Source organism: Pseudomonas sp. 1, from assembly GCF_056626735.1.
This window is the reverse complement of the sequence record NZ_JBWXMQ010000007.1, coordinates 136,466-162,975: the sequence shown is the minus strand read 5'-3', so window position 1 is coordinate 162,975 and position 26,510 is coordinate 136,466. Positions and strand designations below refer to the sequence as shown.

General features: G+C 62.4%; 23 protein-coding genes. 11 read left to right on the top strand and 12 right to left on the bottom strand.

Annotated features, from left to right (window positions below):
- Window positions 1–42: 42 nt before the first annotated feature.
- Window positions 43–801 carry a DUF2076 domain-containing protein gene (locus AC1MDC_RS12780; RefSeq protein WP_480393092.1) on the bottom strand — a complete coding sequence of 253 codons (759 nt, stop codon included), beginning with the start codon at window positions 799–801 and terminating at the stop codon, window positions 43–45.
- Window positions 802–979: 178 nt separating this feature from the next.
- Here AC1MDC_RS12780 and AC1MDC_RS12775 point away from each other — a divergent pair, with 178 nt between their 5' ends.
- Together AC1MDC_RS12775 and AC1MDC_RS12770 are read left to right on the top strand one after the other, a co-directional pair.
- On the top strand, window positions 980–1,654 hold the full coding sequence (locus AC1MDC_RS12775; RefSeq protein WP_085697582.1) for a YciC family protein: 675 nt from the start codon (window positions 980–982) through the stop codon (window positions 1,652–1,654).
- A gap of 74 nt (window positions 1,655–1,728) precedes the next feature.
- Entirely contained in the window at window positions 1,729–2,805 is a 1,077-nt protein-coding gene (locus AC1MDC_RS12770) for an endonuclease/exonuclease/phosphatase family protein (protein ID WP_085697583.1), read from the top strand.
- 2 nt (window positions 2,806–2,807) lie between these two features.
- Here AC1MDC_RS12770 and AC1MDC_RS12765 read toward each other — a convergent pair whose 3' ends face one another.
- The 5 genes from AC1MDC_RS12765 to AC1MDC_RS12745 all read right to left on the bottom strand — a co-directional run bounded on the left by AC1MDC_RS12765 (window position 2,808) and on the right by AC1MDC_RS12745 (window position 8,721).
- Window positions 2,808–3,644: an ABC transporter ATP-binding protein gene (locus AC1MDC_RS12765; protein ID WP_480393091.1), complete on the bottom strand. Its 837-nt coding sequence runs from the start codon at window positions 3,642–3,644 to the stop codon at window positions 2,808–2,810.
- The gene (locus AC1MDC_RS12760; RefSeq protein WP_007958721.1) at window positions 3,632–4,435 is read right to left on the bottom strand and encodes an ABC transporter permease; all 804 of its coding nucleotides are present in this window, start codon (window positions 4,433–4,435) and stop codon (window positions 3,632–3,634) included. Before AC1MDC_RS12760 ends, AC1MDC_RS12765 begins: the two co-directional genes overlap by 13 nt.
- Before the next feature lie 10 nt (window positions 4,436–4,445).
- On the bottom strand, window positions 4,446–5,423 hold the full coding sequence (locus tag AC1MDC_RS12755; protein ID WP_085703124.1) for an ABC transporter substrate-binding protein: 978 nt from the start codon (window positions 5,421–5,423) through the stop codon (window positions 4,446–4,448).
- 401 nt (window positions 5,424–5,824) lie between these two features.
- Entirely contained in the window at window positions 5,825–7,195 is a 1,371-nt protein-coding gene (locus AC1MDC_RS12750) for an aspartate aminotransferase family protein (RefSeq protein ID WP_266200674.1), read from the bottom strand.
- A 32-nt stretch (window positions 7,196–7,227) separates the two neighbouring features.
- Window positions 7,228–8,721: an aldehyde dehydrogenase gene (locus AC1MDC_RS12745; protein ID WP_085697588.1), complete on the bottom strand. Its 1,494-nt coding sequence runs from the start codon at window positions 8,719–8,721 to the stop codon at window positions 7,228–7,230.
- Window positions 8,722–8,961: 240 nt separating this feature from the next.
- Between AC1MDC_RS12745 and AC1MDC_RS12740 the strand changes: the two genes are divergently transcribed.
- Window positions 8,962–9,876, top strand: a complete 915-nt coding sequence (locus AC1MDC_RS12740) for a LysR family transcriptional regulator (protein ID WP_085697589.1) — start codon at window positions 8,962–8,964, stop codon at window positions 9,874–9,876.
- Between the two features lie 3 nt (window positions 9,877–9,879).
- Here AC1MDC_RS12740 and hrpB read toward each other — a convergent pair whose 3' ends face one another.
- Window positions 9,880–12,399, bottom strand: a complete 2,520-nt coding sequence (gene hrpB / locus AC1MDC_RS12735; protein ID WP_480393090.1) for an ATP-dependent helicase HrpB — start codon at window positions 12,397–12,399, stop codon at window positions 9,880–9,882.
- Between the two features lie 108 nt (window positions 12,400–12,507).
- On the opposite strand from hrpB, the gene AC1MDC_RS12730 reads away from it, so the two are divergent.
- On the top strand, window positions 12,508–12,927 hold the full coding sequence (locus AC1MDC_RS12730; protein ID WP_227233622.1) for a polyribonucleotide nucleotidyltransferase: 420 nt from the start codon (window positions 12,508–12,510) through the stop codon (window positions 12,925–12,927).
- Window positions 12,928–12,942: 15 nt separating this feature from the next.
- Window positions 12,943–13,839, top strand: a complete 897-nt coding sequence (locus AC1MDC_RS12725) for a cation diffusion facilitator family transporter (protein ID WP_480393089.1) — start codon at window positions 12,943–12,945, stop codon at window positions 13,837–13,839.
- Here AC1MDC_RS12725 and AC1MDC_RS12720 read toward each other — a convergent pair.
- Window positions 13,833–14,879 (bottom strand): DUF6515 family protein, encoded by a 1,047-nt coding sequence (locus tag AC1MDC_RS12720; RefSeq protein WP_266200670.1) that lies wholly within the window; start codon window positions 14,877–14,879, stop codon window positions 13,833–13,835. The genes AC1MDC_RS12725 and AC1MDC_RS12720 overlap by 7 nt on opposite strands.
- Window positions 14,880–15,333: 454 nt before the next feature.
- Between AC1MDC_RS12720 and AC1MDC_RS12715 the strand changes: the two genes are divergently transcribed.
- Together AC1MDC_RS12715 and AC1MDC_RS12710 are read left to right on the top strand one after the other, a co-directional pair.
- Window positions 15,334–15,813, top strand: coding sequence for an Lrp/AsnC family transcriptional regulator (locus AC1MDC_RS12715; protein ID WP_007909658.1), 480 nt, complete (start codon window positions 15,334–15,336; stop codon window positions 15,811–15,813).
- 189 nt (window positions 15,814–16,002) lie between these two features.
- Window positions 16,003–16,212, top strand: a complete 210-nt coding sequence (locus AC1MDC_RS12710) for a DUF2788 domain-containing protein (RefSeq protein ID WP_003228500.1) — start codon at window positions 16,003–16,005, stop codon at window positions 16,210–16,212.
- Here AC1MDC_RS12710 and AC1MDC_RS12705 read toward each other — a convergent pair.
- The 4 genes from AC1MDC_RS12705 to AC1MDC_RS12690 all read right to left on the bottom strand — a co-directional run bounded on the left by AC1MDC_RS12705 (window position 16,207) and on the right by AC1MDC_RS12690 (window position 22,679).
- The gene (locus AC1MDC_RS12705; protein ID WP_170929720.1) at window positions 16,207–16,773 is read right to left on the bottom strand and encodes a pseudouridine synthase; all 567 of its coding nucleotides are present in this window, start codon (window positions 16,771–16,773) and stop codon (window positions 16,207–16,209) included. The genes AC1MDC_RS12710 and AC1MDC_RS12705 overlap by 6 nt on opposite strands.
- Window positions 16,774–16,914: 141 nt before the next feature.
- A complete protein-coding gene (amn, locus tag AC1MDC_RS12700) occupies window positions 16,915–18,414 on the bottom strand; it encodes an AMP nucleosidase (protein ID WP_162130486.1) in 1,500 nt (499 codons plus the stop codon).
- Between the two features lie 171 nt (window positions 18,415–18,585).
- Window positions 18,586–20,235 carry an acyl-CoA dehydrogenase family protein gene (locus AC1MDC_RS12695; protein WP_480393088.1) on the bottom strand — a complete coding sequence of 550 codons (1,650 nt, stop codon included), beginning with the start codon at window positions 20,233–20,235 and terminating at the stop codon, window positions 18,586–18,588.
- A 95-nt stretch (window positions 20,236–20,330) separates the two neighbouring features.
- Complete coding sequence (locus AC1MDC_RS12690; protein ID WP_480393087.1) at window positions 20,331–22,679, bottom strand: 7TM diverse intracellular signaling domain-containing protein; 2,349 nt, start codon at window positions 22,677–22,679, stop codon at window positions 20,331–20,333.
- A 303-nt stretch (window positions 22,680–22,982) separates the two neighbouring features.
- On the opposite strand from AC1MDC_RS12690, the gene AC1MDC_RS12685 reads away from it, so the two are divergent.
- From AC1MDC_RS12685 to AC1MDC_RS12670, 4 genes are all read left to right on the top strand, one after another.
- On the top strand, window positions 22,983–23,780 hold the full coding sequence (locus tag AC1MDC_RS12685) for a hydroxymethylpyrimidine/phosphomethylpyrimidine kinase (RefSeq protein ID WP_085697597.1): 798 nt from the start codon (window positions 22,983–22,985) through the stop codon (window positions 23,778–23,780).
- A gap of 24 nt (window positions 23,781–23,804) precedes the next feature.
- Complete coding sequence (thiE, locus tag AC1MDC_RS12680) at window positions 23,805–24,428, top strand: thiamine phosphate synthase (protein WP_480393086.1); 624 nt, start codon at window positions 23,805–23,807, stop codon at window positions 24,426–24,428.
- A 10-nt stretch (window positions 24,429–24,438) separates the two neighbouring features.
- Window positions 24,439–25,722, top strand: coding sequence for a glutamate-1-semialdehyde 2,1-aminomutase (hemL, locus tag AC1MDC_RS12675; RefSeq protein WP_480393085.1), 1,284 nt, complete (start codon window positions 24,439–24,441; stop codon window positions 25,720–25,722).
- Window positions 25,723–25,948: 226 nt separating this feature from the next.
- On the top strand, window positions 25,949–26,503 hold the full coding sequence (locus AC1MDC_RS12670) for a tetratricopeptide repeat protein (protein ID WP_085697600.1): 555 nt from the start codon (window positions 25,949–25,951) through the stop codon (window positions 26,501–26,503).
- Window positions 26,504–26,510: the final 7 nt, after the last annotated feature.

Sequence of the window (26,510 nt, the reverse complement as noted above, 5' to 3'; positions counted from 1 at the left end):
TAATCGGCCCGGGGCGCTCAGGCGCCCCGGACGAATGGTGAATCAGACGAAGGAATCGTCGTCATCGAAGAACGATGAGTTGTCATCGCTGTAGTCGGTGTCGGCAAAGCCGCCCTGGTCATTACCCCAGGAGTCGTTGTTGGCCATGCGCTGGTCATCGCCCCAGCCGTTGTTGCTCTGATCATTGACCTGAGCCGGCTCTTCCTTGATGACTTCGACGATTTCCTGCGGCTGCTGGTTGTGATGGAACAGGCTGCTGATACCTTGTGCCAGCATCACGCCACCCGCCACGCCGGCAGCGGTTTTCAGGGCGCCGCCGAGAAAGCTGCTGCCGGCCGCCGGGGCTGCTTGCTGCTGACCATAACCCGGTGGTGGCGCGCCGAAGTTCTGTTGCGGCGCGGGCGCACCGAAGTTCTGCTGCGGTGCCGGCTCACGCCAGCCGCCGGTGGACGTCGGGGCGCTCTGGGTCGGCGCCGGGCGCGAGCTGCTGCCACCGAAGATGCTCGACAGGAAGCCACCGCCGCTGGAGGCCGGCGGCGCGCTCTGCGCCTTGGCCGATTGCAGTTCGGCCTGCAATTGCTTGACCTGTTGAGTCAGTTGCTTGTTTTGTTCGTCGAGGCTCTTGAGGGCAGCCTCCTGCACCAGAATCGCCTGGGTCATGAAATAACCTGCGGCCGGCTGGCGCGTCAGGTGTTCCTTGATCCGCGCCTCAGCCTGGGCGTCGCGCGGGGCTGCCTCCGTTTCGGCCTGCTGCAGCCGGGAAAACAGTCCATCGATCAGGGTTTGTTCTTCGCTGTTCATGGCGACCTCGTAGATTGCCGGGGATAACGTTGCCCTCGTCCACGTCGGAGGAGGCGCCCCTCTGTAATGGAGGCAGCAACAGAATGTTTCAATAACCTTTACCGAACGTTTACGTTTGCGCAGCGAAACGGATCATCGGTTAAAGTGAGCCACTGTTTTTGACCTGCGATACCGACTGATGAATGCCTTCGATGTGCTGCGCGACTCCCTGTATTTCTTCAAACGCAATCTGGGCCGGATCGTCCAGTTGTGTCTGCCGCTGGTGATTTTCGAAGCCGCGCTGCAACAGGTGGTCGACCATGCCAGCGACCCGGACGGTTACTCGGCCATCAGCGTGATCGTCGGCCTGCTGGTGTATCCGTTGTACACCGCCGCGCTGATCCTGTTTCTCGATGCCCGCACCCGCGGCGAATCCCCGCAAACCCGCGATTTGCTGGCGATGGCCGCTCGCCTGTGGCCGCGCTTTGCCGTTCTTACTGCGCTGAACACGTTGCTGATCCTGCTCGGACTGTCGCTGTATTTCCTGCCGGGGCTGTGGCTGATGGTCACTCTGGCTTTCGGTGAATACCTGCTGGTGCTGCGCGGTTATGGTCCGTTGCAGGCGATGAAGGAAAGCCTGCGTCTGAGCCGTGGGCATTTTCTGCGGATTCTGGTGTGCATCCTGTGTGTGATGGGGCCGCTGTGGTTGCTCAAGGGCCTGACTTTGCAGGTCTATCCCGATCCGCAGAATCCGTTGATCGCAGTGCTGATCGACAGTGGCCACAGCTTCCTGCAACTGTTCACCAGCGTGGTGCTGTTCCGCCTGTTCATGCTGATCAGCGAATTGCCCGACAAACGTGACGGAATGGTCTGACCGCTCGGCGCTTGGGTGACGCGGCAGGTCTCGGGTATGCTCGGGACCACTTCCGTATCGCTACAAGCCGAGCCATGACCCGTCTACTGCGCTACATCCTGTTGCCCCTATTGCTCGCCTCCGCCCTGATCGGCACGCTGATCTACAGCCTGACCTGGCGCCCGGACGCCCGGGAAACCCTGCCGGTCAGCTGCACCGGGCAACCGCCGACGCTGGTTCCCGGCCAGGCTTTGAAGGTCATGACCTGGAACGTGCAATACCTGGCCGGCAAGCGCTACGTGTTCTGGAATGATCTGGCGCAAGGCGATGACGAAGCCCCGACCCCGGAAGACATGGCATTCAGCCTCGATGAAGTGGCGCGGGTGATCCGCGACGAACAGCCCGACGTGGTGCTGTTGCAGGAACTCGATGACGGCGCCAAGGCCAGCGACTATCAGAACCAGCTCAAGCTGTTGCAGGAGCGCCTGACCGACCTCTACCCGTGCAGCGCTCACGCCTTTGACTGGAAGGCCGATTTCGTCCCGGATCCGCATATTTTCGGCAGCGTCGGCCGGCAACTCGCCACCCTCAGCCGCTACCGCATCGAACACGCCGAACGCCTGCAATTGCCGGTGCAGCCGGCGAACATCATCAGCCGTCAGTTCAAGCCGAAAGACGCCTTGCTCGCCACCACTCTGCCGCTCAGCGATGGCGGGCAACTGGTGGTGTTCAACACCCATCTGGATCGCGCCACGCAGCCGGACGACACCTTGCAGGCACAGGTGACAGCGGTGGCCAAGGTCCTCGACAAACACGAAAGCCAAGGCACGCCGTGGCTGATCGGTGGCGACTTCAACCTGTTGCCGCTCGGCCAGTACCGGCGTCTGCCGGTCGAACAGCGCACGCCCTACGCCGTGGACAGTGCGCTGCACCTGTTGTGGGACAGATACCCGATGATCCCGACCAACAATGAAGCCGGCGGCATCGACCGCGCCAAATGGTTGACCCACTACCCCAACGATCCCGGCTTGAATGGTCCGGATCGCACGGTCGATTACCTGTTCTACAGCCCGAAGATCAAACGGGTCGAAGCCACGGTGCGGCAAGACGATACCTTGCGCATTTCCGATCATTTGCCGGTGATTGCGAAGTTCCTCCTGCCACCCAACTGACCTCAATGAGCCTCTTCGAGATCGTCGTGCAACAACCCGAAGATCTGCCGTTTCATGTCGATGAACGAGCGCTCCATCACCATGTCCAGCGTGCGCGGACGTTCGATCGGCACATCGAGAATCTGCTTGATCCGCCCAGGCCTGGCGCCCATCACATACACCCGGTCGCCCAGCAGGATCGCTTCGTCGATGTCGTGGGTGACGAACAGCACGGTCTTCTTGCTGTTGCCCCACACCCGCAATAACAGTTGCTGCATTTGCAGACGGGTCTGGCTGTCGAGGGCACCGAAGGGTTCGTCCATCAGCAGGATCTGCGGGTCGTTGGCCAGGGCCCGGGCAATCGCCACCCGCTGCATCATGCCGCCGGACAACTGCTTGGCGTAGTTGTCGGCAAATCCCGACAGGCCGACTTCGTGCACATAGTGATCGACGATCTCCTTGCGTTTCGCTGCCGGCATGCCCCGGCGCTTGAGGCCGAACTCGACGTTCTGCCGCACGGTCAGCCACGGGAACAGCGTGTAGCTCTGGAACACCATCCCGCGATCCGCGCCGGGGCCCTGCACTTGCTGGCCGCCGACGTAAATATCGCCGGACGTCGGCTCGGCCAGGCCGGCGGTGAGGTACAGCAGGCTCGACTTGCCGCAGCCCGATGGCCCGACCAGCACCGCGAACTGCTGATCCGGCACTTCGAACGACACTTCTTCAAGCGCGGTGAAGGTTCCGCCGCCGGGCTTGGTGTAGCGCAGGCTGACCTTGTCCACCTGCAACCTTGGCGCAGCGTGTGCCGGTACAGCGACCGGCTCGATGAAACGACGGTTGGCAGCGGTTACTGAGCCCATGCGGCAATCCTCAAACGCAAGAAGCGAAACAGTTGATCGGTGACCAGGCCGAGCAGGCCGATGATCGCGATGGCGAGAAAAATCACATCCACCTGAAAGCCGCGCATGGCCTTGAGGCTCAAGTAACCAAGGCCGCTGGACGCGGCGACCAGTTCGGCGACCACCAGATACGTCCAGGCCCAGCCCATGGTCACCCGCAAGGTGTCGAGCACGCCGGGCAACGACGCCGGGGCGATCACATGCAGCACCGCGTCACGCCGGTTGGAGCCGAGGGTGTAGGAGGCGTTGATCAAGTCCTTGGAGATGCCTTTGGACACGTCGGCGATCATCACCAGTTGCTGGAAGAACACGCCGAAGATGATCACCGACACCCGTTGCTCCAGACCGATGCCGATCCACAGAATGAACAGCGGCACGAACGAGGTCACCGGCAGGTAGCGGATGAAGTTGACCAGCGGTTCGAGGAAAGCCTGGACGATACGGAAGCTGCCCATCAGCAAGCCCAGCGGCACCGCCACCAGCGACGACACGATGAAACCGACCATCACCACTTCGACACTGGCCCAGACATGCTGGCCAAGAGTGCCGTCGCGGCTGAGGCGCACGGCGGCCTCAACCACCGCGCCGGGCGTGGGCAGGAACATCCCCGGCACGATGCCGCCGTAGGACAACCCGGCCCACAGGCCGACCAGCAACACCCAGGCCAGACCGCTGGCGCTCCACACCACCGGCACCGGCAATCCGGTCTTCGGCGTGATGCAGCGGCTCAGCCATGAATTGCGCTTGAACATGACCAGTCTCCTAGAGCGGGCTGACGAAACGGTTATCCACCAGATCGTCGTTGCTGACGTTGTAGGGCTTGCCCTGCAATTCGCTGGCGGTTTCGTTGGCCAGTTTGATCAGCGGTGCGCTGTCACCCGGCGCGCCCGGTTTGCCCAGCAACTTCTCGCTCATGGCCTGATCGTAGAAGCGCACGCCTTGCGCGGCGGCGGCCAGTTCCTTCGGATCGGACAGGTAACCGCCGACGCCCTTGGCCATGATTTCGTAGGCTTTCTGTGGGTGATCCTTGGTGTACTGCACGGCTTTGTAGAGACCGGCGACCAGCGCCTTGACGTCCTCAGGCTGCTTCTCGATCACCGTGCAGTTGAGCGCCACCACATCGACGATCACGCCCGGCGTACTGCTGCTGTCGATCAGCACCTTGCCCTGCTGCTTGTCGCGCACCATCGACAGATGCGGCTCCCAGGTCACGGCGGCCGGCACGCGACCGGCGATGAATGCGGTGGCGGCATCGTCGGCGGTCATGTTCTGCACGGTGATGTCGCTCATGCTCATGCCGTTCTTTTTCAGCAGGTACGAGAGCCAGAACTGCGAGGTCGACCCTTCGTTGACGGCCACGGCCTGGCCCTTGAGCTCTTGCAGGCTCTTCACGTTTTTACCCACCAGCACGCCATCGCCGCCATGACTGTCATCCAGCGCCGCCACGGCCTTGAAGCAGAACTGCGGACGGTACTTGAGCACTTCATCAATGGTCGAAGCCGAGCCGGACAATTGCCCGGACGCCTGGGCGGCCATGTACATCGACGCCTCTTCGACCACCGGCAATTCGACGGTCAGGCCGTTTTCCTTGAAGTAGCCCAGATCCTGAGCCAGGTACAGAGTGCCGTAACCGACCCACGTGGTATGGCCGATCGACAAGGTGCCGGCCTGAGCGGCGGTGACACAGAGGGCGGAAATCGCCAGAGGACATGCAAGACGGGTAAACAAGGACTTGTTCATGGAGCACTCCCAACGCTGTTGATTTAGTTGTCATGGGCAGTACGGCCAGCCGGGGTGTCGCGATTGCACGCTGCGGTCTCTGTCGGACTCTGGCGGGCAATGCCCTGGCTGGCGAAATCGATGTTGACCCAGGCTTGGCGTCAGGAAAACGAGGAAATAGTTAGACGCGAACGATGAAAAAACTGGGTAGTGCGCACCGCGAAAGGGCGCGGCGGGCGGGGGTGCCCGAGGTGGGTGCAGATTGGGAAAAAGTCTGGCGGAGATCGTTCCCACGCTCTGCGTGGGAATGCAGCCCAGGACGCTCTGCGTCCCATTCGAGAGCTGGAACGCGGAGCGTCCCTTGAGGCATTCCCACGCAGAGCGTGGGAACGATCAGGACACGGAACGAGCGATCCGGGGGGTTAGAGGCGACCGTACTCCTGCGCCGTACGATCCAGCGCTTTCAAGGTCTTGCCCACCAGTTCATCTATCTCTTCACGGCTGGCAATCAACGCCGGCGCCATGATCATCCGCCCCAGGGTCGAGCGAATGATCACTCCTTCTTCAAACCCGATCGTGCGGCAGCGCCAGGCGATGTCGTTTTCATTGGCAAAGCGTTTGCGCGTGGCCTTGTCTTGCGCCAGTTGCAGCGCCGCGACCATGCCAGTGCCCTGAATGTCACCTACCAGCGGATGATTGCCGAACACCTCGCGCAGGCACTGTTGCAGGTACGGGCCGATGTCATCCTTGACCCGCGTCACCACGCCTTCATCGCGCAAGGCCTTGAGGTTGGCAATCGCCACCGCTGCCGCCACCGGGTGCCCGGAATAGGTCAGGCCGTGGGCGAACACGCCGCCCTGCTCCACCAGCACGTCGGCCATTTTCTTCGACAGGATCAGGCCACCCATCGGGATGTAGCCGGAGGTCAAACCCTTGGCGATGGACAGGGTGTCCGGCTCGAAACCGAAGTATTCGTGAGCGAACCATTCGCCGGTACGACCGAAGCCGCCGATCACTTCATCGGCGCACAACAGCACGTCGTACTTGCGGCAGATGCGCTGGATTTCCGGCCAGTAGCTTTCCGGCGGGAAGATCATCCCGCCCGCGCCCTGGAACGGTTCGGCGATGAAGCCGGCGACCTTGTCGGCGCCCAGTTCGAGGATCTTCGCTTCCAGCTGCTGCGCCGCCCGCAGGCCGAATTCCGCCGGGGTCAGGTTGCCTTCATGAGCGAAGAAGTACGGCTCGTCGATGTGCGCGATATCGGGAATCATCCCGCCCATTTCGTGCATGAACTTCATGCCGCCGAGGGCCGTCGCCGCGAGGGTCGAACCGTGGTAGCCGTTCCAGCGGCCGATCATGATTTTCTTCTCGGGCTTGCCCAGCACCTGCCAGTAACGGCGCACGGTACGGATCAGCACCTCGTTGGCCTCGGAGCCGGAGTTGGTGTAGATCGCGTGGCTGTAGTGCCCCGGCAGCAGGCTGAACAACAGCTCGGAGAGCTCGATCACCTGCGGGTGGGTGGTGTGGAAAAACATGTTGTAGTACGGCAACTGCTCCAACTGCCGGCTCGCCGCCGCGTTCAGGTCTTTTCGCCCGTAACCGAGGTTGGTGCACCACAGCCCGGACATGCCGTCGAGGTAGCGCCGACCGTCGTTGTCCCACAGGTGCAGGCGATCACCGCGCACCATCACCCGTGGGCCTTCGTCGTTGAGGGCCTTCTGGTCGACGAACGCATGAATGTGGTGCGCTGCATCGGCGGCCTGGTAGTCGCGGGTTTCACGTGAGGTGGTCATCGCCGGATCTCCTTTTTTGTTGTGAGCGGCTGTCATGAGCGCAGTTGAAACCAGGTGGTTTTCAACTGGGTGTATTTGTCGAACGAGTGCAGCGACAGATCGCGGCCGAAACCGGATTGTTTGCCGCCGCCGAACGGCACGGTCACGTCCAGCGCATCGACGCTGTTGACCGACACCGTACCGGCTCGCAATTGCCGCGCCACTCGATGGGCGCGGTGCAGATCGTCAGTCCACAGCGACGCCGCCAGACCGTAGACGCTGTCGTTGGCCAGTTGCAAGGCGTGGGCCTCGTCATCGAACGCAGTCACCGCCAGCACCGGGCCGAACACTTCTTCGCGAAACAGGCTCATGTGCGGCTGCACGTCGGTGAAAATCGTCGGCTGAACGAAGTTGTCCGAGCCGTTGAAACTCAGCTGCCGCCCGCCGCAGACGCGGGTCGCGCCTTCACGCTCGGCCTGATGAATGAAGCGCAGAATGCTTTCGGTCTGACGGGTATCGACGATCGCCCCGGCCGCACTCGCCGGGTCCAGCGGATCGCCCGGCTGCCAGCGCTCGGCCTGAGCCTTCAGTCGCTCGACAAACTCATCGTGAATCGAGCGCTCCACCAGCAACCGCGAGTTGGCCGAGCAGACTTCGCCCTGATTGAAGAAGATCCCGAACGCGGCTTTCTGCGCCGCCAGATCCAGATCCTTGCAATCGGCAAACACCAGGTTGGCACTCTTGCCGCCGCACTCCAGCCACACCTGCTTGAGGTTCGACTGCGCGGAGTACTGCATGAAATATTTGCCGACCTGAGTCGAGCCGGTGAACACCAGACAATCCACATCCGGGTGCAGGCCCAACGCTTTGCCGGCCTGTTCGCCGAGACCCGGCAGCACGTTCAATACGCCGGCCGGTAGCCCGGCTTCCAGCGCCAGCTCGGCCAGACGCAAGGCGGAGAACGGCGATTGCTCGGCAGGTTTGAGGATCACCGAGTTGCCCGCCGCCAGCGCCGGCGCAAGTTTCCATGCGGCCATGTCCAGCGGGAAATTCCACGGCACCACGGCGGCGACCACGCCCAGCGCTTCGCGGGTAATGGTCGCCAGCACGTTGGACGCACTGGGAGCGACCTGATCGTAGAGTTTGTCGAGGCTTTCGGCGTACCAGCGGAACACCCCGGCGGCGCCCGGCACGTCGATGTTGTAAGCGTCCGTCACCGGTTTGCCCATGTTCAGCGAATCGAGCAGGGCCAGCTCTTCGCGATGGGCCAGAATCAGATCCGCCAGCCGCAGCAGCACTTGCTTGCGCTCGGTCGGTGAACGCCCGGCCCACGTGCCAGCTTCGAACACCTGTCGCGCATTCTGCACCGCCGAGTCGACATCCTTTTCACCGCACGCGGCGACGTCTGCCAGAAACTGGCCGGTGGCCGGGTTGATCGCGGCAAAGGTCTGCCCCGACTGCGCCGCACGCAGTTTGCCGTCGATCACGGCCTGGTACGGATAGCTCAACGCAGCGGCCTTGCGCTGCCAGTCTGCAAGCTCGAACACGGTGGTTGCTCCTTGGACTTTTGTTCTTTTGTAAACAGTGCGGGATCGATAGTCGCTCAGGCCCGCGCGCGCTAAAACCAGTAAAAATGTCTTCGCAGACAATAAAAAAGGTAACCAGCCGACAGCCCCTTCGCGCGCGTATGGGGCTATTGTTCAGGGACAAAAAAAACCGCTGACAGAACGGAGGCCGGCGGCTTACAAATTGCTTGGATGTGAAATCCGTTCGCTTTGAGGTTCACCGTGGCCGCTTACAACCTGCGTCAGTTGAAATACTTCATCACTACCGTCGAATGCGGCAGCGTCGCCGAAGCGTCGCGCAAGCTGTACATCGCGCAACCGGCGATTTCCACGGCAATCAAGGGGCTGGAAGACAGCTTCGGCGTGCAACTGCTGATCCGCCATCACGCTCAGGGCGTGTCTCTGACACCGAGCGGCGCGCGTTTTTTCCGCAAGGCCCAGGAACTGCTGCGCATGGCCAAGGAGTTCGAACAGAACGCCCTCGCCGACAACGACGTGGTGGCCGGGCAGATCGATATCGGCTGTTTTGAAACGGTGGCGCCGCTGTATTTGCCGCAACTGATTGCAGGCTTCTCGGCGCTCTATCCGGGGGTGAAAATCCGCATCCGCGACGGCGAACAACAGGAACTGGTGCAGGGCCTGACCTCGGGCACCTTCGACCTGGCAATCCTGTACAAGCACGACCTCGACGCCACCATCGAAACCGAGCCCTTGATGCCGGCCCAGCGGCCTTACGCGCTGCTCCCGGCAGATCACCGCTTCGCCCAGCTCAAGCAGGTTTCGCTGCGGGACTTGTGCCTGGAACCGATGATCCTGCTCGACGTACAACCGAGCCGCACCTACTTCGTCAGCCTGTTCGAAGAACTAGGCCTGTCGCCACGCATCGAGTTCAGCTCGCCCTCGATCGAAATGGTGCGCGGCATGGTCGGCCAGGGCTTCGGCTTCTCGATCCTGGTCACCCGCCCACATTCGGAATGCACCTACGACGGCAAGAAAGTCGTGTGCGTCGACATCGTCGAAGACGTCACCGGTTCAGGCCTCGTGGCCGCGTGGCTCAAACGCGGGCAACTGACCAAACCGGCGCAGTTGTTTGCCGATTATTGTCGGGAGCAGCTGACGGCGAAGGCTGGTCGCTGACCCTCACGTACCGCGCGGTTTGGCTCGTGCAGTGGCTTCGGCCACCAATGGGTCATCCGGCCAATAGTGTTTTGGATACCGCCCCTTCAAATCCTTCTTCACCTCGGCATAGGTGCTGCGCCAGAAGTTGGCCAGGTCCTGCGTCACCTGCACCGGCCGCCGCGCGGGCGACAGCAGGTGCAGCTTGACCACCTGCCGACCGCCGGCAATGCGCGGTGTGTCGGCGAGGCCGAACAACTCCTGCAAGCGCACGGCGAGAATCGGTGGTTGCTCGCTGTAGTCGAGGCGAATCGACGAGCCCGACGGCACGCTCAGGTGATGCGGTGCCTGTTCGTCGAGCTGTTGCGGCAGTGGCCATGGCAGCAGATTACGCACGATGCTCGACAGGTCGAGGTTGGCGAAATGGCTGAGGCGCGAGACTTTGCCCAGATAAGGCATCAGCCAGTCTTCGAGGGTTTTCAGCAGCGTCGCGTCGCTGACATCCGGCCATTGGCTGTCGCCCCTGGCGTCCAGATCGAGCTGGCGCAACAGCGCGACTCGCGCCTGCCATTGGCGCAGTTCCGGGGTCCACGGCAGCAGTTCCAGACCTTTGCGGCGCACCAGATTGACCAGCGCCTGGCTGCGGGCGTTTTCGTCGAGACCGGTCAGCGGTTCACGGCTGAGGATCAGTTCGCCGACCTTGCGCTGACGCTCGGCGCGCAACACGCCTTCGCGTTCGTCCCAGTCCAGTTGATCGACGGTGTGCACCTGTTCGGCCAGCACCGAATCGAACAGCACCGGATCGAAATCCGCCGCCAGATAAATCCGTTCTTCACGTTGACCTTGGCGGCTGCCGAGGTCGGCGATGACGATCCACGGCTCCTTCATAAGGCTGTCGGCTTCGGCGAACAACGCCGCGCGGCCGTTGGCCAGACGATATTCGGCACCTCCGGCACGCCGCTGCTGGGCGACGCGATCCGGGTAGGCCAGTGCCAGCAAGGCGCCGAGCCAGCGTGGATGATCGGGATCGCTGACCGGTTCGCTCGGTTGCCCGCGCAGGTAGCCACGATATTGCCGCGCCAGTTGCCGAGCGCGCTGCACGCCGCCCTGGGCACCGCGCGCCGCACGTTCTTCGCCGGACAGCAGCGCCAGACGACTGTGCAGATCCGCTCCGGCGCCGCGCAAAATGTCGCGCTCACCGAGCAACGCGGCAACGTCGCACGCCATGTCCGCCAGCCCCAGCGCCTGACCGCGCAACAGCAAATGGGCGATGCGCGGATGGGCCGGCAATTCAGCCATGGCCTGACCATGACGGTTGAGACTTTCGCCGTCCAGCGCACCGAGGCGCTGCAACAAATCCTGAGCCTGTGCATACGCGGCGGCTGGCGGTACGTCGAGCCAGATCAGATCACTCGGCGCCACGCCCCAGCGTCCGAGTTGCAAGGCCAGCCCGGCCAGATCCGCCGAGAGGATTTCCGCACTGCCATAAGCCGCCAGTTGTTCGTGCTGATCCTGCGACCACAGGCGATAACACACGCCCGGCTCCAGACGCCCGGCCCGGCCCGCGCGCTGGGTGGCACTGGCTTTGGAGATACGTTGAGTGTCGAGGCGAGTCATGCCGCTGCCCGGATCGAAACGCGGCACCCGCGCCAGCCCGGCGTCGATTACCACGCGCACGCCGTTGATGGTCAGGCTGGTCTCGGCGATGTTGGTGGCCAGCACCACTTTGCGCTGGCCAGCGGGCGCCGGGTCGATGGCGGCGCGTTGCGCATTCAGGTCGAGTTCGCCGTGCAACGGACAGAGCAGGATGTCGCTGCGCTCACCGATGGCGTCCGACAGTTGCTGATGAACACGCCGGATTTCCGCCTGCCCCGGCAGGAACACCAACAGGCTGCCGGCTTCATCGTGCAGGGCTTCGAGTACCGTTTGCGTGACGCGTTGATCGATGTATTCGCCCGGCTGGAACGGCCGGCCCCAGCGCATCGTCACCGGGAACATCCGGCCTTCGCTGCGCAGGATCGGCGCGTCGTCGAGCAAGCCGGCAAGACGTTCGCCCTCAAGGGTGGCGGACATCAGCAGAATCTTCAGCGGCTGTTCAGCTCGAAACAGCTCGCGACCGTTCAGACTGAGGGCCAGCGCCAGATCGGCGTCGAGGCTGCGCTCGTGGAATTCGTCGAAGATCAGCAGACCCACGCCCTCCAGCGCCGGGTCGTCCTGCAAGCGCCGGGTGAGGATGCCTTCGGTGACCACTTCGATGCGCGTGTCGGGGCCGACCTTGCTGTCGAGGCGGATGCGATAACCGACGGTTTCACCGACCTTCTCGCCCAGCTCGCTGGCCAGCCGTTCCGCCGCTGCGCGGGCGGCCAGCCGACGCGGTTCGAGCATCAAAATGGTCTGCCCGTTCAACCACGCTTCATTGAGCAGGGCCAAAGGCACGCGGGTGGTTTTACCGGCGCCGGGCGGTGCTTCGAGCACGGCTTCATGGCGTGTCGCCAACGCTTCACGCAGGGCGGGTAAAACTTCATCGATTGGCAAAAAATTCATGCTGGCTCCCAAACAGAGGGCCGAGTATAACGGCGAACTGCCAGGCGTTCGTCAGGGTCTTAACTTCACACGATGACGCTTCGTTAACAGATGACTCAGGAGATTCCCATGCGCTTACCTTTTCGCCTGATCGGCGGTGTACTGGTTGCCACCCTGCTCACCCAGATCACTGCGTGCGGTTCGATTTTCTATCCCGACCGGCGCGGCCAGATCGACGGCAAGATCGACCCGGCGATTGCCGTGCTCGATGCCGTGGGCCTGTTGTTCTATATCCTTCCCGGCGTAATCGCGTTCGCCGTGGACTTCGCCACCGGCGCGATCTATTTCGAACCGGGCCACACGGCGCAGGTCGATCCGGCCAAACTCAAGCAAGCCATCGGCCCGGACGGCCAGGTCGATAACCTCAAGTTGCAGGCTATTCTCGAAACAGAACTGGGCCGCAACCTGCCGCTGGACGACCCGCGCCTGATCCGGCACAAGGGCAGCACCCAGCAACTGGCGATGTTCGGCCTGCAACCTGCCGCATAAGGAATCGACGCCCCCATGACCACAAGCACCGAACACGCCCGCCTGCTGCGGCTGGCGACCCGCGCCTCGGTGGCGGTGGCCTGTACGCTGATCATCGCCAAAGCCATCGCCTGGTGGCTGAGCAGTTCGGTGAGCATGCTCGCCGGCCTCACCGACTCGGCCCTCGATGGCATCACTTCGTTGCTCAATCTGCTGGCAGTGCATTACGCGCTGCGCCCGGCGGATGACGATCATAGTTATGGCCACGGCAAGGCCGAATCCTTGGCGGGCATGGCGCAAGCGCTGTTCATCGGCGGCAGTGCGGTGCTGATCGCGTTCCAGGCTTATGAGCGCTTGAACAATCCTGAACCGCTCGGCGCGCCGTGGTTAAGCATCGGCGTGATCCTGTTTTCCCTGCTTCTGACGGCGGCGCTGTTGATGTTGCAGCATCGGGTAATCAAGCAGACCGGCTCCAACGCGGTGCGGGCGGACTCGCTGCATTATCGTTCGGACCTGTTACTCAACGGCAGCATTCTGATTGCGCTGGTGATGGCCGGACTGGGGTTCGAGCAACTGGATGCGTGGTTCGGTCTGGGAATCGCGGGGTACATTTTGTGGAGCGCGATCCAGATCGCCCGGGAAAGTTTTTCGGTGCTGATGGATGAAGAGCTGCCGACGGATGTCAGTCAGCACATGCTCGAACTGGCGTGCGGCGTGCCAGGCGTGTTGGGTGCGCATGATTTGCGCACGCGGATTTCCGGTAATCACTGGTTCGTGCAGTTGCACCTGGAATTGCCGGGGGAGCTGACGCTGTCAGTCGCCCATGGCATCAGCGATCAGGCCGCAGATGCCATTCACAAAGCCTACCCAAAGGCCGAAGTGCTGGTGCACGCCGACCCGCAGGAAGTTGTCAAGGCCGCCCGGGCTCAGTAGTTGACCTGATAGCCGCGACTGCTCAGGCAATTGCCCTGGGCCTGGCGGTAGGCCTGCACCACTTCGGGCGCCGGTTGATAAGTCGCGGTGCGCGGGTTGAAGCCGCTCTGCTGCACCGCGTATTGATAACACTCGTAGCCATCGCGCTGAACCTGCTCCGGTGACTGACCGTTGGCCGGATACGCCTCCACGTCATAACCATTGCCGGTCGGCTGCGGTGGCTGCTGTACCGGCGGCTCGACCACCACGTAATCCTGGGTCGCTTCCTGATAGGCATAGTAGGAGCCGGCAGCGAGGAACAGCAGCGAACCGCCGATCCATACCTCACGGGCGTAATCCGGCAGGTACTGAATGCGAATCCCGCGCGGCGGCTGAACCACGATGTAGCGCGGACCTTGCGGGCGATACCAGTAGCCGCCGGAGTAGAAATAGTCCTGGCCGCGATACGGCACGCGGTATTCACGATCCGGGAAACGGTCGATCACATGGCCCGGCCGGTATTGCGGGCCCGGACCCCAGCCATTGCCATGCCCGTCGGGGCGACCCGGCCAGCGATTGTCATTGGGGCGGCCGGTTTGCCAGTTCTGGTGATAGCCGCTCTGCGGGCGCTCGTCGCGGTAGTAGCCCTGACGGGGTTCCTGAGTCTGGCGCACGGTGTCGGGACGCGGCTGGATCGGCAGGTCATTGGCCGGCAGTTGCGGCGGCGGTGGCGGCTGGCGTACCGGGTTGGGATTGTAGGCCGGACGTGGCTGATTCTGATTCTGCCACTGGCCATTGTTCGGTTGGCCGTGGTTCTGCTGGCCGTTGTGCTCGAACTGGCGGCTGTTGTCGCCACGAATAATGTCGTTGTTCTGCCGCTGCGGATTGTTCTGACCGTGCGGCTGATTGCCGCCGCCATGTCCCTGATAATTGCCCTGATGCTCCGGCCCGCGTCCGCCGCCGTCAGGACCGCGATTCTGCGGCTCATCCGCCAGCGCTTGCGCACCGACACTCACACACAGCAAACCAACACTGGCCAGACGCCAGATGCGCGACTTCATGAAATTCCTCACTGCGGGCCAGAGCCTGTAATAGAAGGTCTTGTAGCTAAGACCGGGGACGAGCACACCGGGTTCTGCTACAGGTTATCAGTCACGTCATTTATTTATTGAGCGAGACGGGCCAAATCGCGGGCAAGAAAAAAGGGAGACCCGTCGGCCTCCCTTTCAGAGAACTTCGTCCTGGCTCGACGCTTTTGACGTCGGCTCACCTCACGCCGTCTTCTGGACAGTGTGCAGCTCGGGGGCCGGCACAACCCCGGTGGGGGTGGCGGCCGCGGCGGGCCGGATTGGGCGGGCCGCAGTGGACTGTGTTACCGAGCAGTGATTCTGGTGATAAGGATAGGCGCGGAGCCGCGACAGATGATTGCGAAGATTGCTCAAATAAACACCACTTGCGCAATTTTTAACCCTGGATAGATAATCCGCCGCAATAGTTAAGACAAAGGACCGTTTGATGAGCAAACTCGACCGTTACGACCTCAGTATTTTGGCGGAATTGCAGCGCGACGCCCGCATCTCCAACCAGGAACTGGCCGAGCGCATCGGTCTGTCGCCCTCCCCGTGCTCGCGCCGGGTCAAGCAACTGGAGGACGACGGCTACATCTCCCGCCAAGTCGCTCTGCTCGATCGCAAGATGCTCGGCTTGAGCCTGACCGCCTATGTGCTGATCGGCATGGACCGGCACACGCCGGAGCGTTTCGAGAACTTCGAAGCGGCGATCCGCACCTTGCCGCAAGTGCTGGAATGCAGCCTGGTGACTGGCGTGGATGCCGACTATCAGCTGAAAGTGGTGGTGCCGGACATGGATCACTATCAGAAACTGCTGCTGGGGCACCTGACACGGATCGAAGGCGTGACCAGCGTGCGCTCGAGCTTTGTGCTGAATCAGGTGCTCAACAGCACGGAATTGCCGCTGACTCATCTGCGTAGCTGAAACCGCCTTCGCGAGCAAGCTCGCTCCCACATTTGAAATGCATTTCCCTGTGGGAGCGAGCTTGCTCGCGAAGAAGCCGGTGCAGGCGACGAATGACTGCGGCACACCGACGCAGGTCAATGCTGCGTCGTTCGCCGCTGGCGTATACTCCCGGCCGCCCTTTCAGCCGCGCAGCGCCGGAGATGCCCGATGGATCCAGCAGTATTTGAAGAGTGGATGATGACCGGTCTGGTCAGCATCCTGATCATTTTCATGGGTTTCATCGTCTGGGATCTGGCGAAGAAGTCCAAGGCCGGGCGTTTCGGCTCGTTCATTCTGTTCTTCGTGCTGGGCCTGGGCGTGGCCGCGTTCATCATCAAGAGCGTGGTGATCGGCCTGATCGAATCCGGCGCCTTATAAGCGCGCCGGCACTTCTTTCCATTGGCCCTGATCGAGCCCTTCGATCGTCCAGTCACCAATCCTGACCCGCACCAGCCGCAACGTCGGCAGCCCGACCGCCGCCGTCATCCGCCGCACCTGACGGTTGCGTCCTTCGCGAATCACCAGTTCCAGCCACGTTGTGGGGATGGTCGCGCGAAAGCGTACCGGTGGGTTGCGCGGCCACAGCTCGGGCTCATCCAGTTGCCGCGCTTCGGCGGGCAAGGTCATGCCGTCATTCAATTCGACGCCGTCACGCAGGCGCTGCAACTGCTCGGCCGTCGGCACGCCTTCGACTTGCACCCAATAGGTTTTCGCCAGTTTGTGCCTGGGGTCGGCGATCCGCGCCTGCAACTGGCCGTCGTTGGTCAACAGCAGCAAACCTTCGCTGTCACGATCCAGCCGTCCTGCCGGGTAAATGCCCGGAATGTCGATGTAATCCTTGAGCGTCGCCCGCCCATCTGCGTCGCTGAATTGCGTCAGCACATCGAACGGTTTGTTGAACAGGATCAGCTTCGGCTCGGCGGGCGGTGCCTTGGCCACACGGCGCGGGGCTGAATAGGACGGCTTCGCGCCGGGACGGCGGGAAGGTGGACGCGGGGGACGGGACATAAGTGAGAAGACATTTAGCGATCAGGGCTGACAATGCTAGTGCCCCGACCGCCAAATGACCACGACAAACCGTTAGCGGAACGGCGGCTCGTCGAAGCTGCGCAGTTTGCGCGAGTGCAGCGAGTTGAGTTCGGTGCGTAGCAGGTCCACCGCTTCGATGCCGATCTTCAAGTGCTGGCTGACCGCACGCTCGTAGAACGCGTTGGCCGAACCCGGCAGCTTGATTTCACTGTGCAGCGGCTTGTCCGAAACGCACAGCAACGTGCCGTACGGCACCCGCAGACGATAACCCTGGGCGGCAATGGTGCCGCTTTCCATGTCCACCGCCACGGCGCGGGACAGGTTGATCAGCGGTCGCTCCTGGGCCCAGCGCAATTCCCAGTTACGGTCGTCGTAAGTCAGCACGGTGCCGGTGCGCAGACGCTTTTTCAGCTCCTCGCCTTTTTCGCCGGTGATGTTGGCCGCCGCTTGCTGCAACGCCAGCTGCACCTCGGCCAGGGCCGGGATCGGAATGTTCGGCGGCACCACCCGGTCGAGAATCCCGTCGCGACGCATGTAGGCGTGAGCCAGCACATAGTCGCCGATGGTCTGCGACTGACGCAGGCCGCCGCAATGCCCGATCATCAGCCAGCAATGCGGGCGCAGCACGGCCAGATGGTCGGTGATGTTCTTGGCGTTGGACGGACCGACGCCGATGTTGACCAGGGTCACGCCGTGGCCATCGCTGGCGATCAGGTGATAGGCCGGCATCTGGTAGCGGTGCCAGACCACACCGGCGGCAATGGCCGAGGCTTCGCCGTGATCCATGCCTTTTTCGATGATCACGTTGCCCGGCAACACCATGCGTACAAAACGCGGGTCACGGCGCAGTTGCTCCAGACCGTGGACGATGAACTGGTCGACATAACGGTGGTAGTTGGTCAGCAGGATCCACGGCTGCACATGGCGCCAGTCGCTGCCGGTGTAGTGCACCAGACGACGCAGCGAGAAGTCGACGCGGGCCGCATCGAACAGCGCCAATGGCAACGGATCGGTGTTTTCCCAGTCGTAGAGCCCGTCGGCGATGCCATCGGTGGCGGCAGACAGGTCGGTACTCGGGAATACTCGCGCCAGCACGGCAGCGGTGACACCGGAGCCGGCCAGCTCATCGCCCTGCTCGACCACGTACGGATAGGGAATGTTCTGCTCGCTGACCCCGACTTCCACCGTCACGGTGAAGTCGTGCATCAGCGGCGTGAGCTGTTCCAGCAGGTATTTGCGAAACGCCGCAGGGTGGGTGACGGTCACGCTGTAGGTGCCCGGCAACTGCACCTTGGCGTAGGCGCGGGTGGTCTGCGGGACTTCGCCCTGGCAGTGGTAGGTCAGACGCAGTTCGGGATAACGGAACAGGGCACGTTGCTCGGCGTCGGGCTCGACGCGATCCTTGAGGTAACGCTTGAGCGCCGAGTTCAGCGCCGTGGTGGCCCGCTCATGCAGCTCGGCGAGACGATCCACGGCCTGTTCGGCGGTTTGAACGACAATAAACGCTTCGGTCACGATCAGCTTCCTGTGTTCTGACTTGCAGAGCTTCATCTTGCCTGCATCGTGGCGTCACGGAAACAGTGGCGTTGTGGCAATTCATCAATCTGACCGGTAGAGGCGTTCCCTGTGGGAGCGGGCTTGCCCGCGAAGGCGTCAGCACAGCCAGCATTGATGTTGAATGTACCGGTTCCTTCGCGAGCAAGCCCGCTCCCACAGGGTGTTTCAGAAACCTTGTGGCGTCGAGCGGGCAACAATGGCTTCGACATCCAGCCCACGGGGCAACGCGCCGTAGACCCGACCGCCCCCACTCAGGCGACTGGCGATAAAGGCATCACTGACCGCCGAATTCCCGGCCTCCAGCAGCAGCTTAGCTTGCAGCCCGAGGGCAATGTCTTCGGTCAGTTGCCGCGCGCGGTACTGAATGTCGCTGGTGTCCTTGAACTGCGCCTGCAATTGCTGAATGTGCGCAGCCAGTCGCTTGTCGCCATGGCCGTCGCCCAACTCGCTGAACAACACATCAAGCACGCCCGGCTCTTTCGACAACGCCCGCAGCACATCGAGGCATTGCACGTTGCCAGAGCCTTCCCACGTCGAGTTCACCGGCGCCTCGCGGTACAGCCGCGGCAGGATGCTCTCCTCGACATACCCGGCGCCACCCATGCATTCGGCGGCTTCGTTGATCATTCCCGGCGCACGTTTGCAGATCCAGTATTTGCCCACCGCCGTCACCAGCCGGGCGAACTGCGCTTCATGGCGATCATTCAGATGATCCAGCGCCTTGCCCATGCGCAGGCTCAACGCCAGCGCGGCTTCGCTTTCCAGCGCCAGATCGGCCAGCACGTTCTGCATCAGCGGTTGCTCGCTGAGCAGCTTGCCGCCGACCTTGCGGTGGGTGCAGTGATGGCTGGCCTGGGTCAGCGCCTGCCGCATCAGCGAGCTGGAGCCGACCATGCAGTCAAAACGGGTCATCGCCACCATCTCGATGATCGTCGGCACGCCGCGCCCTTCCTCACCGACCATCCACGCCAGTGCGCCTCGGAATTCCACTTCGCTGGAGGCGTTGGACTGGTTGCCGAGCTTGTTTTTCAGGCGCTGGATATAGAACTGATTGCGCGTGTCATCCGGGCGATGGCGCGGCAGCAGGAAGCAGGTCAGGCCCTTGTCGGTCTGCGCCAGCGTGAGGAATGCATCGCACATCGGCGCCGAACAGAACCACTTGTGGCCCACCAGTTCATAAGCCTGACCGGGGCCGCTGGCGCCAACTGGATAAGCCTTGGTGGTGTTGGCCCGCACATCGGTGCCACCCTGTTTCTCGGTCATCGCCATGCCGATGGTGACACCGGCCTTGTGGGCCATGCCGACATTGCGCGGATCGTATTCGGTGGCGAGGATTTTCGGCAGCCATTGCTCGGCCAGATTCGGTTGTAAACGCATCGCCGGCACGCTGGCGAAAGTCATGGTCAACGGACAGCCACTGCCGGCTTCGGCCTGGCTGTGCAGGTAGGTCATGGAAGCGCGGGCAACATGGGCACCGTCCTGTGGATGAGCCCAGGGCAACGACGTCAGGCCATGTTCGATGGCGGTGCGCATCAGCTCGTGATACGCCGGATGAAATTCCACCAGATCGATGCGATGACCGTAGCGGTCATGGCTGGCGAACACCGGTTTGTTCTGATTGGCGAGGAACCCGGCCTCCATCAGCGGCCCGCCGGCCAGCGCGCCGTAGGCGTCGATCCGCGACTCGGCCCAGCCGGCGCCGAACCGCCGCGACCACTCCTGCAACGGCAGGTCGATGCGGTACAGGTTGGTGCCGTCCAGCGACGGTGGCTGGTTGGTGACTTCGTGGGTTTCGGCGAACTGATGCAGGTTCATGACGGGGCTCCTTGATCGGCCAGAGCTTCAGTTAAGCACCGCCCCCGAATCGATCAAAGTGTCATATCGGCCTAAATGCCGGCGCTTTCACCCTATCAGCAACTCAATACCCGTCGCTGCATTGCGACCTGCAGATCCTCGAATTTCACCGGTTTGTTCAGATAATCGATCGTGCCACCCGACGCGCAATGCTCTCGATCCGCCCCCAGCGCGATCATGAACACCGGCAGATGGGCGCATCCCGGCAGGTCACGAATCTGGCAGCACAGCGATGCTCCGTCGAGCGGCGGTAGCTGGCAATCGATCAACACTGCATCGAAGCGCTCGCGCTGCAAACAGTCTAGTGCCGCCACGCCGTGGTCGGCAGTGCGCACCCGGAAACCGAGCTTGAGCAACATGCCGCGCATCACCAATTGGTTGACACTGTTGTCGTCCACCAGCAGCACGGTGCAATCCTGCGGCGCGCGCTCGGTGTCACGACTGAACGCAGGCACGGCTTCCACTTCCGGCAACTCAAACTCGACATCCAGCTGAAAACGGCTGCCGCGCCCCGGTTCGGAGCGGTGTGTGAGCTTGCCACCGAGCAATTCCACCAATTGACGGCAAATCGCCAGACCGACGCCCAGCCCGCCGTATTCGCGGGTCATCGAACCATCGAGCTGGAAGAATCGCTGATACAGCGTGGCCTCGCCCAGATCGGTAAAACCGATACCGGTGTCGATCACCGCGAAGGACAGCGCCAGGCGATTGTCCGTCGACGGTTTGCCGGTGACCCGCAAGGCCAGACCGCCGACGCGGGTGAACTTGATCGCGTTGTCCAGCAGGCACTCCAGGCATTGCGCGAGTTTGGCACTGTCGCCGTGCAGGCGGTCCGGCAGGGTCGGCAGCACGTCGACCTTGAAGTCCAGCGACTTGCTCGCCGCGTTGCCATCGAACTGAATCCGCAACGCCTCTACCACCCCGCGCAGGCTGAAACTGCCCGGCGTCGCCTTGAGCTTGCCGGCCTGCAATTCGGTCAGGGTGAGGATGCCGTTGACCATACGCATCATGTCCCGCGCGGAACCGGCGGCAGTCTGCTGGTATTGCTCCAGTTCCGGATCGAGCTCGACGGTCTGCATCAGCTCCAGCGAACCGATCACCCCGTTCATCGGTGTGCGCAGTTCGTGGGTCAGGGTCGCGAGAAATTCGTCCTTGAGCTTGTTGCTGTGGGCCAGTTGCTGGTTCAGCACTTCGAGCTTCTGGCCGGCGTCGAACAGGGTCTGCGCCTGTTGTTCACGCATCGCGTTGATGCGGTCGGCCAGGGCCAGCGACAGCAGCGCCACTTCAATGGCCGAACCGATCTGACTGGCGTACATGGTCAGGAACACATTCGGCAGCAAGCCCAGGACCATCATGGTGTTGACGATGCCGCCGATCAGGAACGCCGACCAGGCAATGATGAAATAACGCGCCACCCGCAGGCCGCGCCACCAGGCGAGGATCCCGGCGGCGAAGATCACCACGGTAAAGGTCAGGGCCAGGGTCGTCGCCAGACGCAGGGCCAGGCCATAACTGGTCATCAACGACAGACCGATCACTACGGCACCGAACGCGATCAGGGCGATCAGCAGGCGATCGAGCCAGCGGCTGTGGTTCTTCGTCTGCAGGAAACTGCGGGCGAACTGGCTGCCGAACAGCCCCGCGCAACCAATGAAGAACGGCGTGGCAGCGTTGGCCCACCAAGGATTGTCCGGCCAGAAATACTCGACCGCCGCACCGTTGACCGACAGCTGATAGAGGCCGAACGAGGCGATGTAGAAGATGTAATAGAGGTAACTGGTGTCGCGCACGCTGAGATAGATGAACAGGTTGTAGACCAGCATCCCCAGCAGCACGCCATAAATGATCCCCAACACGTACAGGCGCACTGGCTGATCTTCGAGGTACGCGGTGCTCGACCACAATGTCACCGGCGCCTGGATCGAGCCTTCGCTGGACAACCGCAGATAAACGGTGCGTTGCTGATTCGGCTTGAATGCCAGGTCGAACAGGTAATTGTTCTGGCGGATCTCGCGACTGGCGAACGGCAAGGCGTCGCCGGTCTGCCGCACCAGACGATAGTCACCGGCCGCATCGGGCAAATACAGATCAAGATGATCGAGCGGCGGATACGCCAGCTCCAGCAACCAGCTGCGCTGCGCCGACGCATTGGTCGGGCGGTAATGCAGGTCGATCTTCAGCCAGAACGCCGAGCGCGAATAACCGGCATTGAGCGTGGCTTTGTCATGAGGTTTGAAGTTTCCGGCGGCGGCTTGCGCGCGGACGTCGGCAATGCTCGCCTGACCGCTCGGGTCTTCGAACACTTGCAGGGATCGACCCAGCGGGAGGCTCTGGGTGAACTCATCGAACTCGACGGCGCTTGCCAGGAGGGGCAAGCAGAACAGCAACATCAACAAATAGCGCATTGAAGCCCCAGCGTGGCTTGTCCGGTTGTGTCAGGAAGCCCCCATTCCCTTTGAGATGACGTAAAACCGGTATTACCTGTTATTGGTTTGGATCCACTCTAGCATAGCCGTTGATGGCCATTGAGCACCATGGAAATTTTTCCTACAAAGGCTCTAGAACGGGCGTTTCAGAGCAGAGCGCCGGGCTAGAGCTGTTTGCTCGGTCAGATTGCGCCAAACGTTACCGATCCCGCTACCCGTGTTATCGGCCGGGCGCTGCGCCACAACACCCGAAAAACAGGTTTGGTGGTAAGCTCGCGCACCATGAATATCTACAGCTCACGCCCCGTTGTCCTCTGTCTCTCCGGCCACGACCCCAGTGGTGGCGCCGGCTTGCAGGCAGATATCGAAGCCCTGCTCGCTCAGGGCTGCCATGCGGCTCCGGCCGTCACCGCCCTGACCGTGCAAGACACCGTCAACGTCACTGACTTTCGCGTCCTCGACCGTGAGTGGGTACTGGCCCAGGCCAATGCCGTGCTCAACGATTCCGAAGTCGCGGCAGTGAAACTGGGCATGCTCGGTTCCCTGGAAATGGTCGACACCGTCGTCGAACTGCTCCAGGCGCACCCGCACTTGCCGGTGGTCTGCGACCCGGTGCTGCGCGCCGGCGGCGGTGGACGCCTGGGCAAGGACGAAGTCGGCTACGCCATGCGCGAACGCCTGCTGCCGCTGTCGATCATCGCCACCCCCAACCTTCCCGAAGCCCGGATCCTCGCCGAACTGCCAGAAGGCACCGCGGACGAGTGCGCTGAAAAACTGTTGCCGTACATCAAGAACCTGCTGATCACCGGCGGTCACGGCGACGAAACCGAAATCCACAATCGCCTGTACAGCCGCGACGGCCTGCGCGAAACCTTCAAGTGCCAGCGTCTGCCGGGCAGCTATCACGGCTCCGGCTGCACCTTGGCCAGCACCCTCGCCGGCCGACTGGCTCAGGGCGAAAACCTTGCCAGCGCCGTGCGTACTGCGCTGGATTACACCTGGCGCACCCTGCGCGATGCCGAACAGCTGGGCAAAGGCCAGTTCGTGCCGCGTCGCCTGCCGCTGGATTTCTGTTCCTGATGTTTCGAGCCTGAGGTCTGCGCGATGAAACTACGTGGCCTGTATGCCATCACCGACAGCCAGTTGCTGGCCGGCAAGTTTCTGTCCTACGTGGAGGCGGCGCTGGAAGGCGGCGTCACCCTGCTGCAATACCGCGACAAAAGCAGCGACGAGGCCCGCCGCCTGCGTGAGGCCGAAGCCCTGCGCGATCTGTGCGAACGCTACAAGACGCAACTGATCATCAACGATGACGCCGAACTGGCCGCACGCCTGAACGTCGGCGTGCACCTGGGCCAGACCGACGGCCCGCTGTCGCCGACCCGCGCCCTGCTCGGTTCCAGGGCCATCATCGGTTCGACCTGCCACGCGCAACTTGAACTCGCCGAACAAGCCGCCAAAGAGGGTGCGAGTTACGTCGCCTTCGGTCGCTTCTTCAATTCCAGTACCAAACCCGGTGCACCGAGTTGCAGCCTCGATCTGCTCGACGAGGCCAAACGCACCCTGCACCTGCCGATCTGCGCGATCGGCGGCATCACCCTCGACAACGCTGCGCCGCTGGTGGCCCACGGCGTCGATCTGCTGGCCGTGGTCCATGGCCTGTTCGGCGCCGACAGCACCGCCGAAGTGACCCACCGCGCCCGCGCCTTCAATGAATTATTAAAAGTCTGAGAGCCCGATCATGTCTCGTTCCGAAACCCTGTTTGCCAACGCCCAGAAACACATTCCCGGTGGCGTGAACTCGCCGGTGCGCGCGTTCAAGAGCGTTGGTGGCACGCCGCTGTTCTTCAAGCACGCCGAAGGCGCCTACGTCACTGACGAAGATAACAAGCGTTATGTGGATTACGTGGGTTCCTGGGGCCCGATGATCCTTGGCCACAGCCACCCGGACGTACTGGACGCGGTGCGCAACCAGTTGCAGCACGGCCTGTCCTACGGCGCGCCGACCGCGATGGAAACCGAGATGGCCGATCTGGTCTGCTCGCTGGTGCCATCGATGGAGATGGTGCGCATGGTCAGCTCCGGCACCGAAGCGACCATGAGCGCGATCCGTCTGGCCCGTGGTTTCACCGGCCGCGACAGCATCATCAAGTTCGAAGGCTGCTACCACGGTCACTCCGACAGCCTGCTGGTCAAGGCCGGTTCCGGCGCACTGACCCAAGGCGTACCGAGCTCGGCCGGCGTGCCGGCAGCATTCGCCAAACACACTTTGACCCTGCCGTTCAACGACATCGACGCGGTTGAAAAAATGCTCGCTGAAGTCGGTCAGAACGTCGCGTGCATCATCGTCGAGCCAGTGGCCGGCAACATGAACTGCGTACCGCCGGCGCCGGGTTTCCTCGAAGGCCTGCGCAACCTGTGCGACAAGCACGGCGTGGTGCTGATTTTCGACGAAGTGATGACCGGTTTCCGCGTCGCCCTCGGCGGTGCCCAGGCTTACTACGGCGTGACCCCGGATCTGACCACCTTCGGCAAGATCATCGGTGGCGGCATGCCGGTCGGCTGCTTCGGCGGCAAGCGCTCGATCATGGAGCGCATCGCACCGCTGGGCCCGGTCTATCAGGCGGGCACCTTGTCCGGTAACCCGCTGGCGATGGCTGCCGGCCTGACCACCCTGCGCCTGATCAGCCGTCCGGGTTTCCACGCCGAGCTGACCGACTACACCACGCGCCTGCTCGACGGCCTGCAACAGCGCGCCGATGCCGCCGGCATTCCGTTCGTGACCACCCAGGCGGGCGGCATGTTCGGTCTGTACTTCAGTGGTGCCGACGACATTGTTACTTTTGAAGACGTGATGGCCAGCGATGCAGCGCTGTTCGGCCGCTTCTTCCACTTGATGCTGGAAGGTGGCGTGTACCTGGCGCCGAGCGCCTTCGAAGCCGGCTTCACCTCGATCGCCCATGGCGAGGCCGAGCTGAAAATCACCCTCGACGCCGCCGAACGCGCCTTCGCCAAGTTGAAGTAAAACGCTTCGCCGCTGACGTTGGCCATTGCCAGCGTCAGCGTTCTCCTACATCCGCGCGCTTTTTCCGACACTCCTGCCAAAAATTTCCCATAAAGTGGGCGATATATTTCCCGCGCAGCAGAAAATCGAGTAAAGACTTTGTAAGGATGGCCCTGCTTATTTCATAATGCGCGCTTATTGGATCCCTAGACGGGTCCGCGCGCCCTTCAGAGGTAAGTCGATTCCCATGAACCGCACCGGCCGCACCCTTGCCTTGGGCTGCCTGTTGCTCCTTCAGCCGCTGCTCGCACATGCACAAGCAGGCGGCAACTCGTTGTTGATACCGGCGATGGGTCGCTGCACCCTCAATACTCAGCCGCAAGATGTCACGCAGGCCCTCGCCGCCTGCCAAAAGGCAGCGGATGAAGGGGATGCGCAAGCGCAATACGAGTTGGGTGAGTTCTACTACGACGGCAAGAACGCGCCGCGCGACCTCAATCAAGCCCTGAGCTATTTCGAAAAGGCCTCGCTGCAAGGCCACGCCCAGGCGCAATTCAAGCTCGGCACCATGTTCTTCCACGGCGAAGGCGTGCAGGCCAACAACATTCAGGCGTACATCGTGCTGAAGATGGCGGCGGTCAATGGCGCTGAAGACGCGCTCGACACCGCCGACGAAGTGTCCGAAAAAATGTCCCGCGAAGAACTGGAAACCGCAACCCAGGTGCTCGGGCAAATTTTCCGTAAATACCTGATGGAACTGCAGAGCGCCGACGGGCGTACGCCGTTCTCGCCCCTTCCCTGATTTCTCT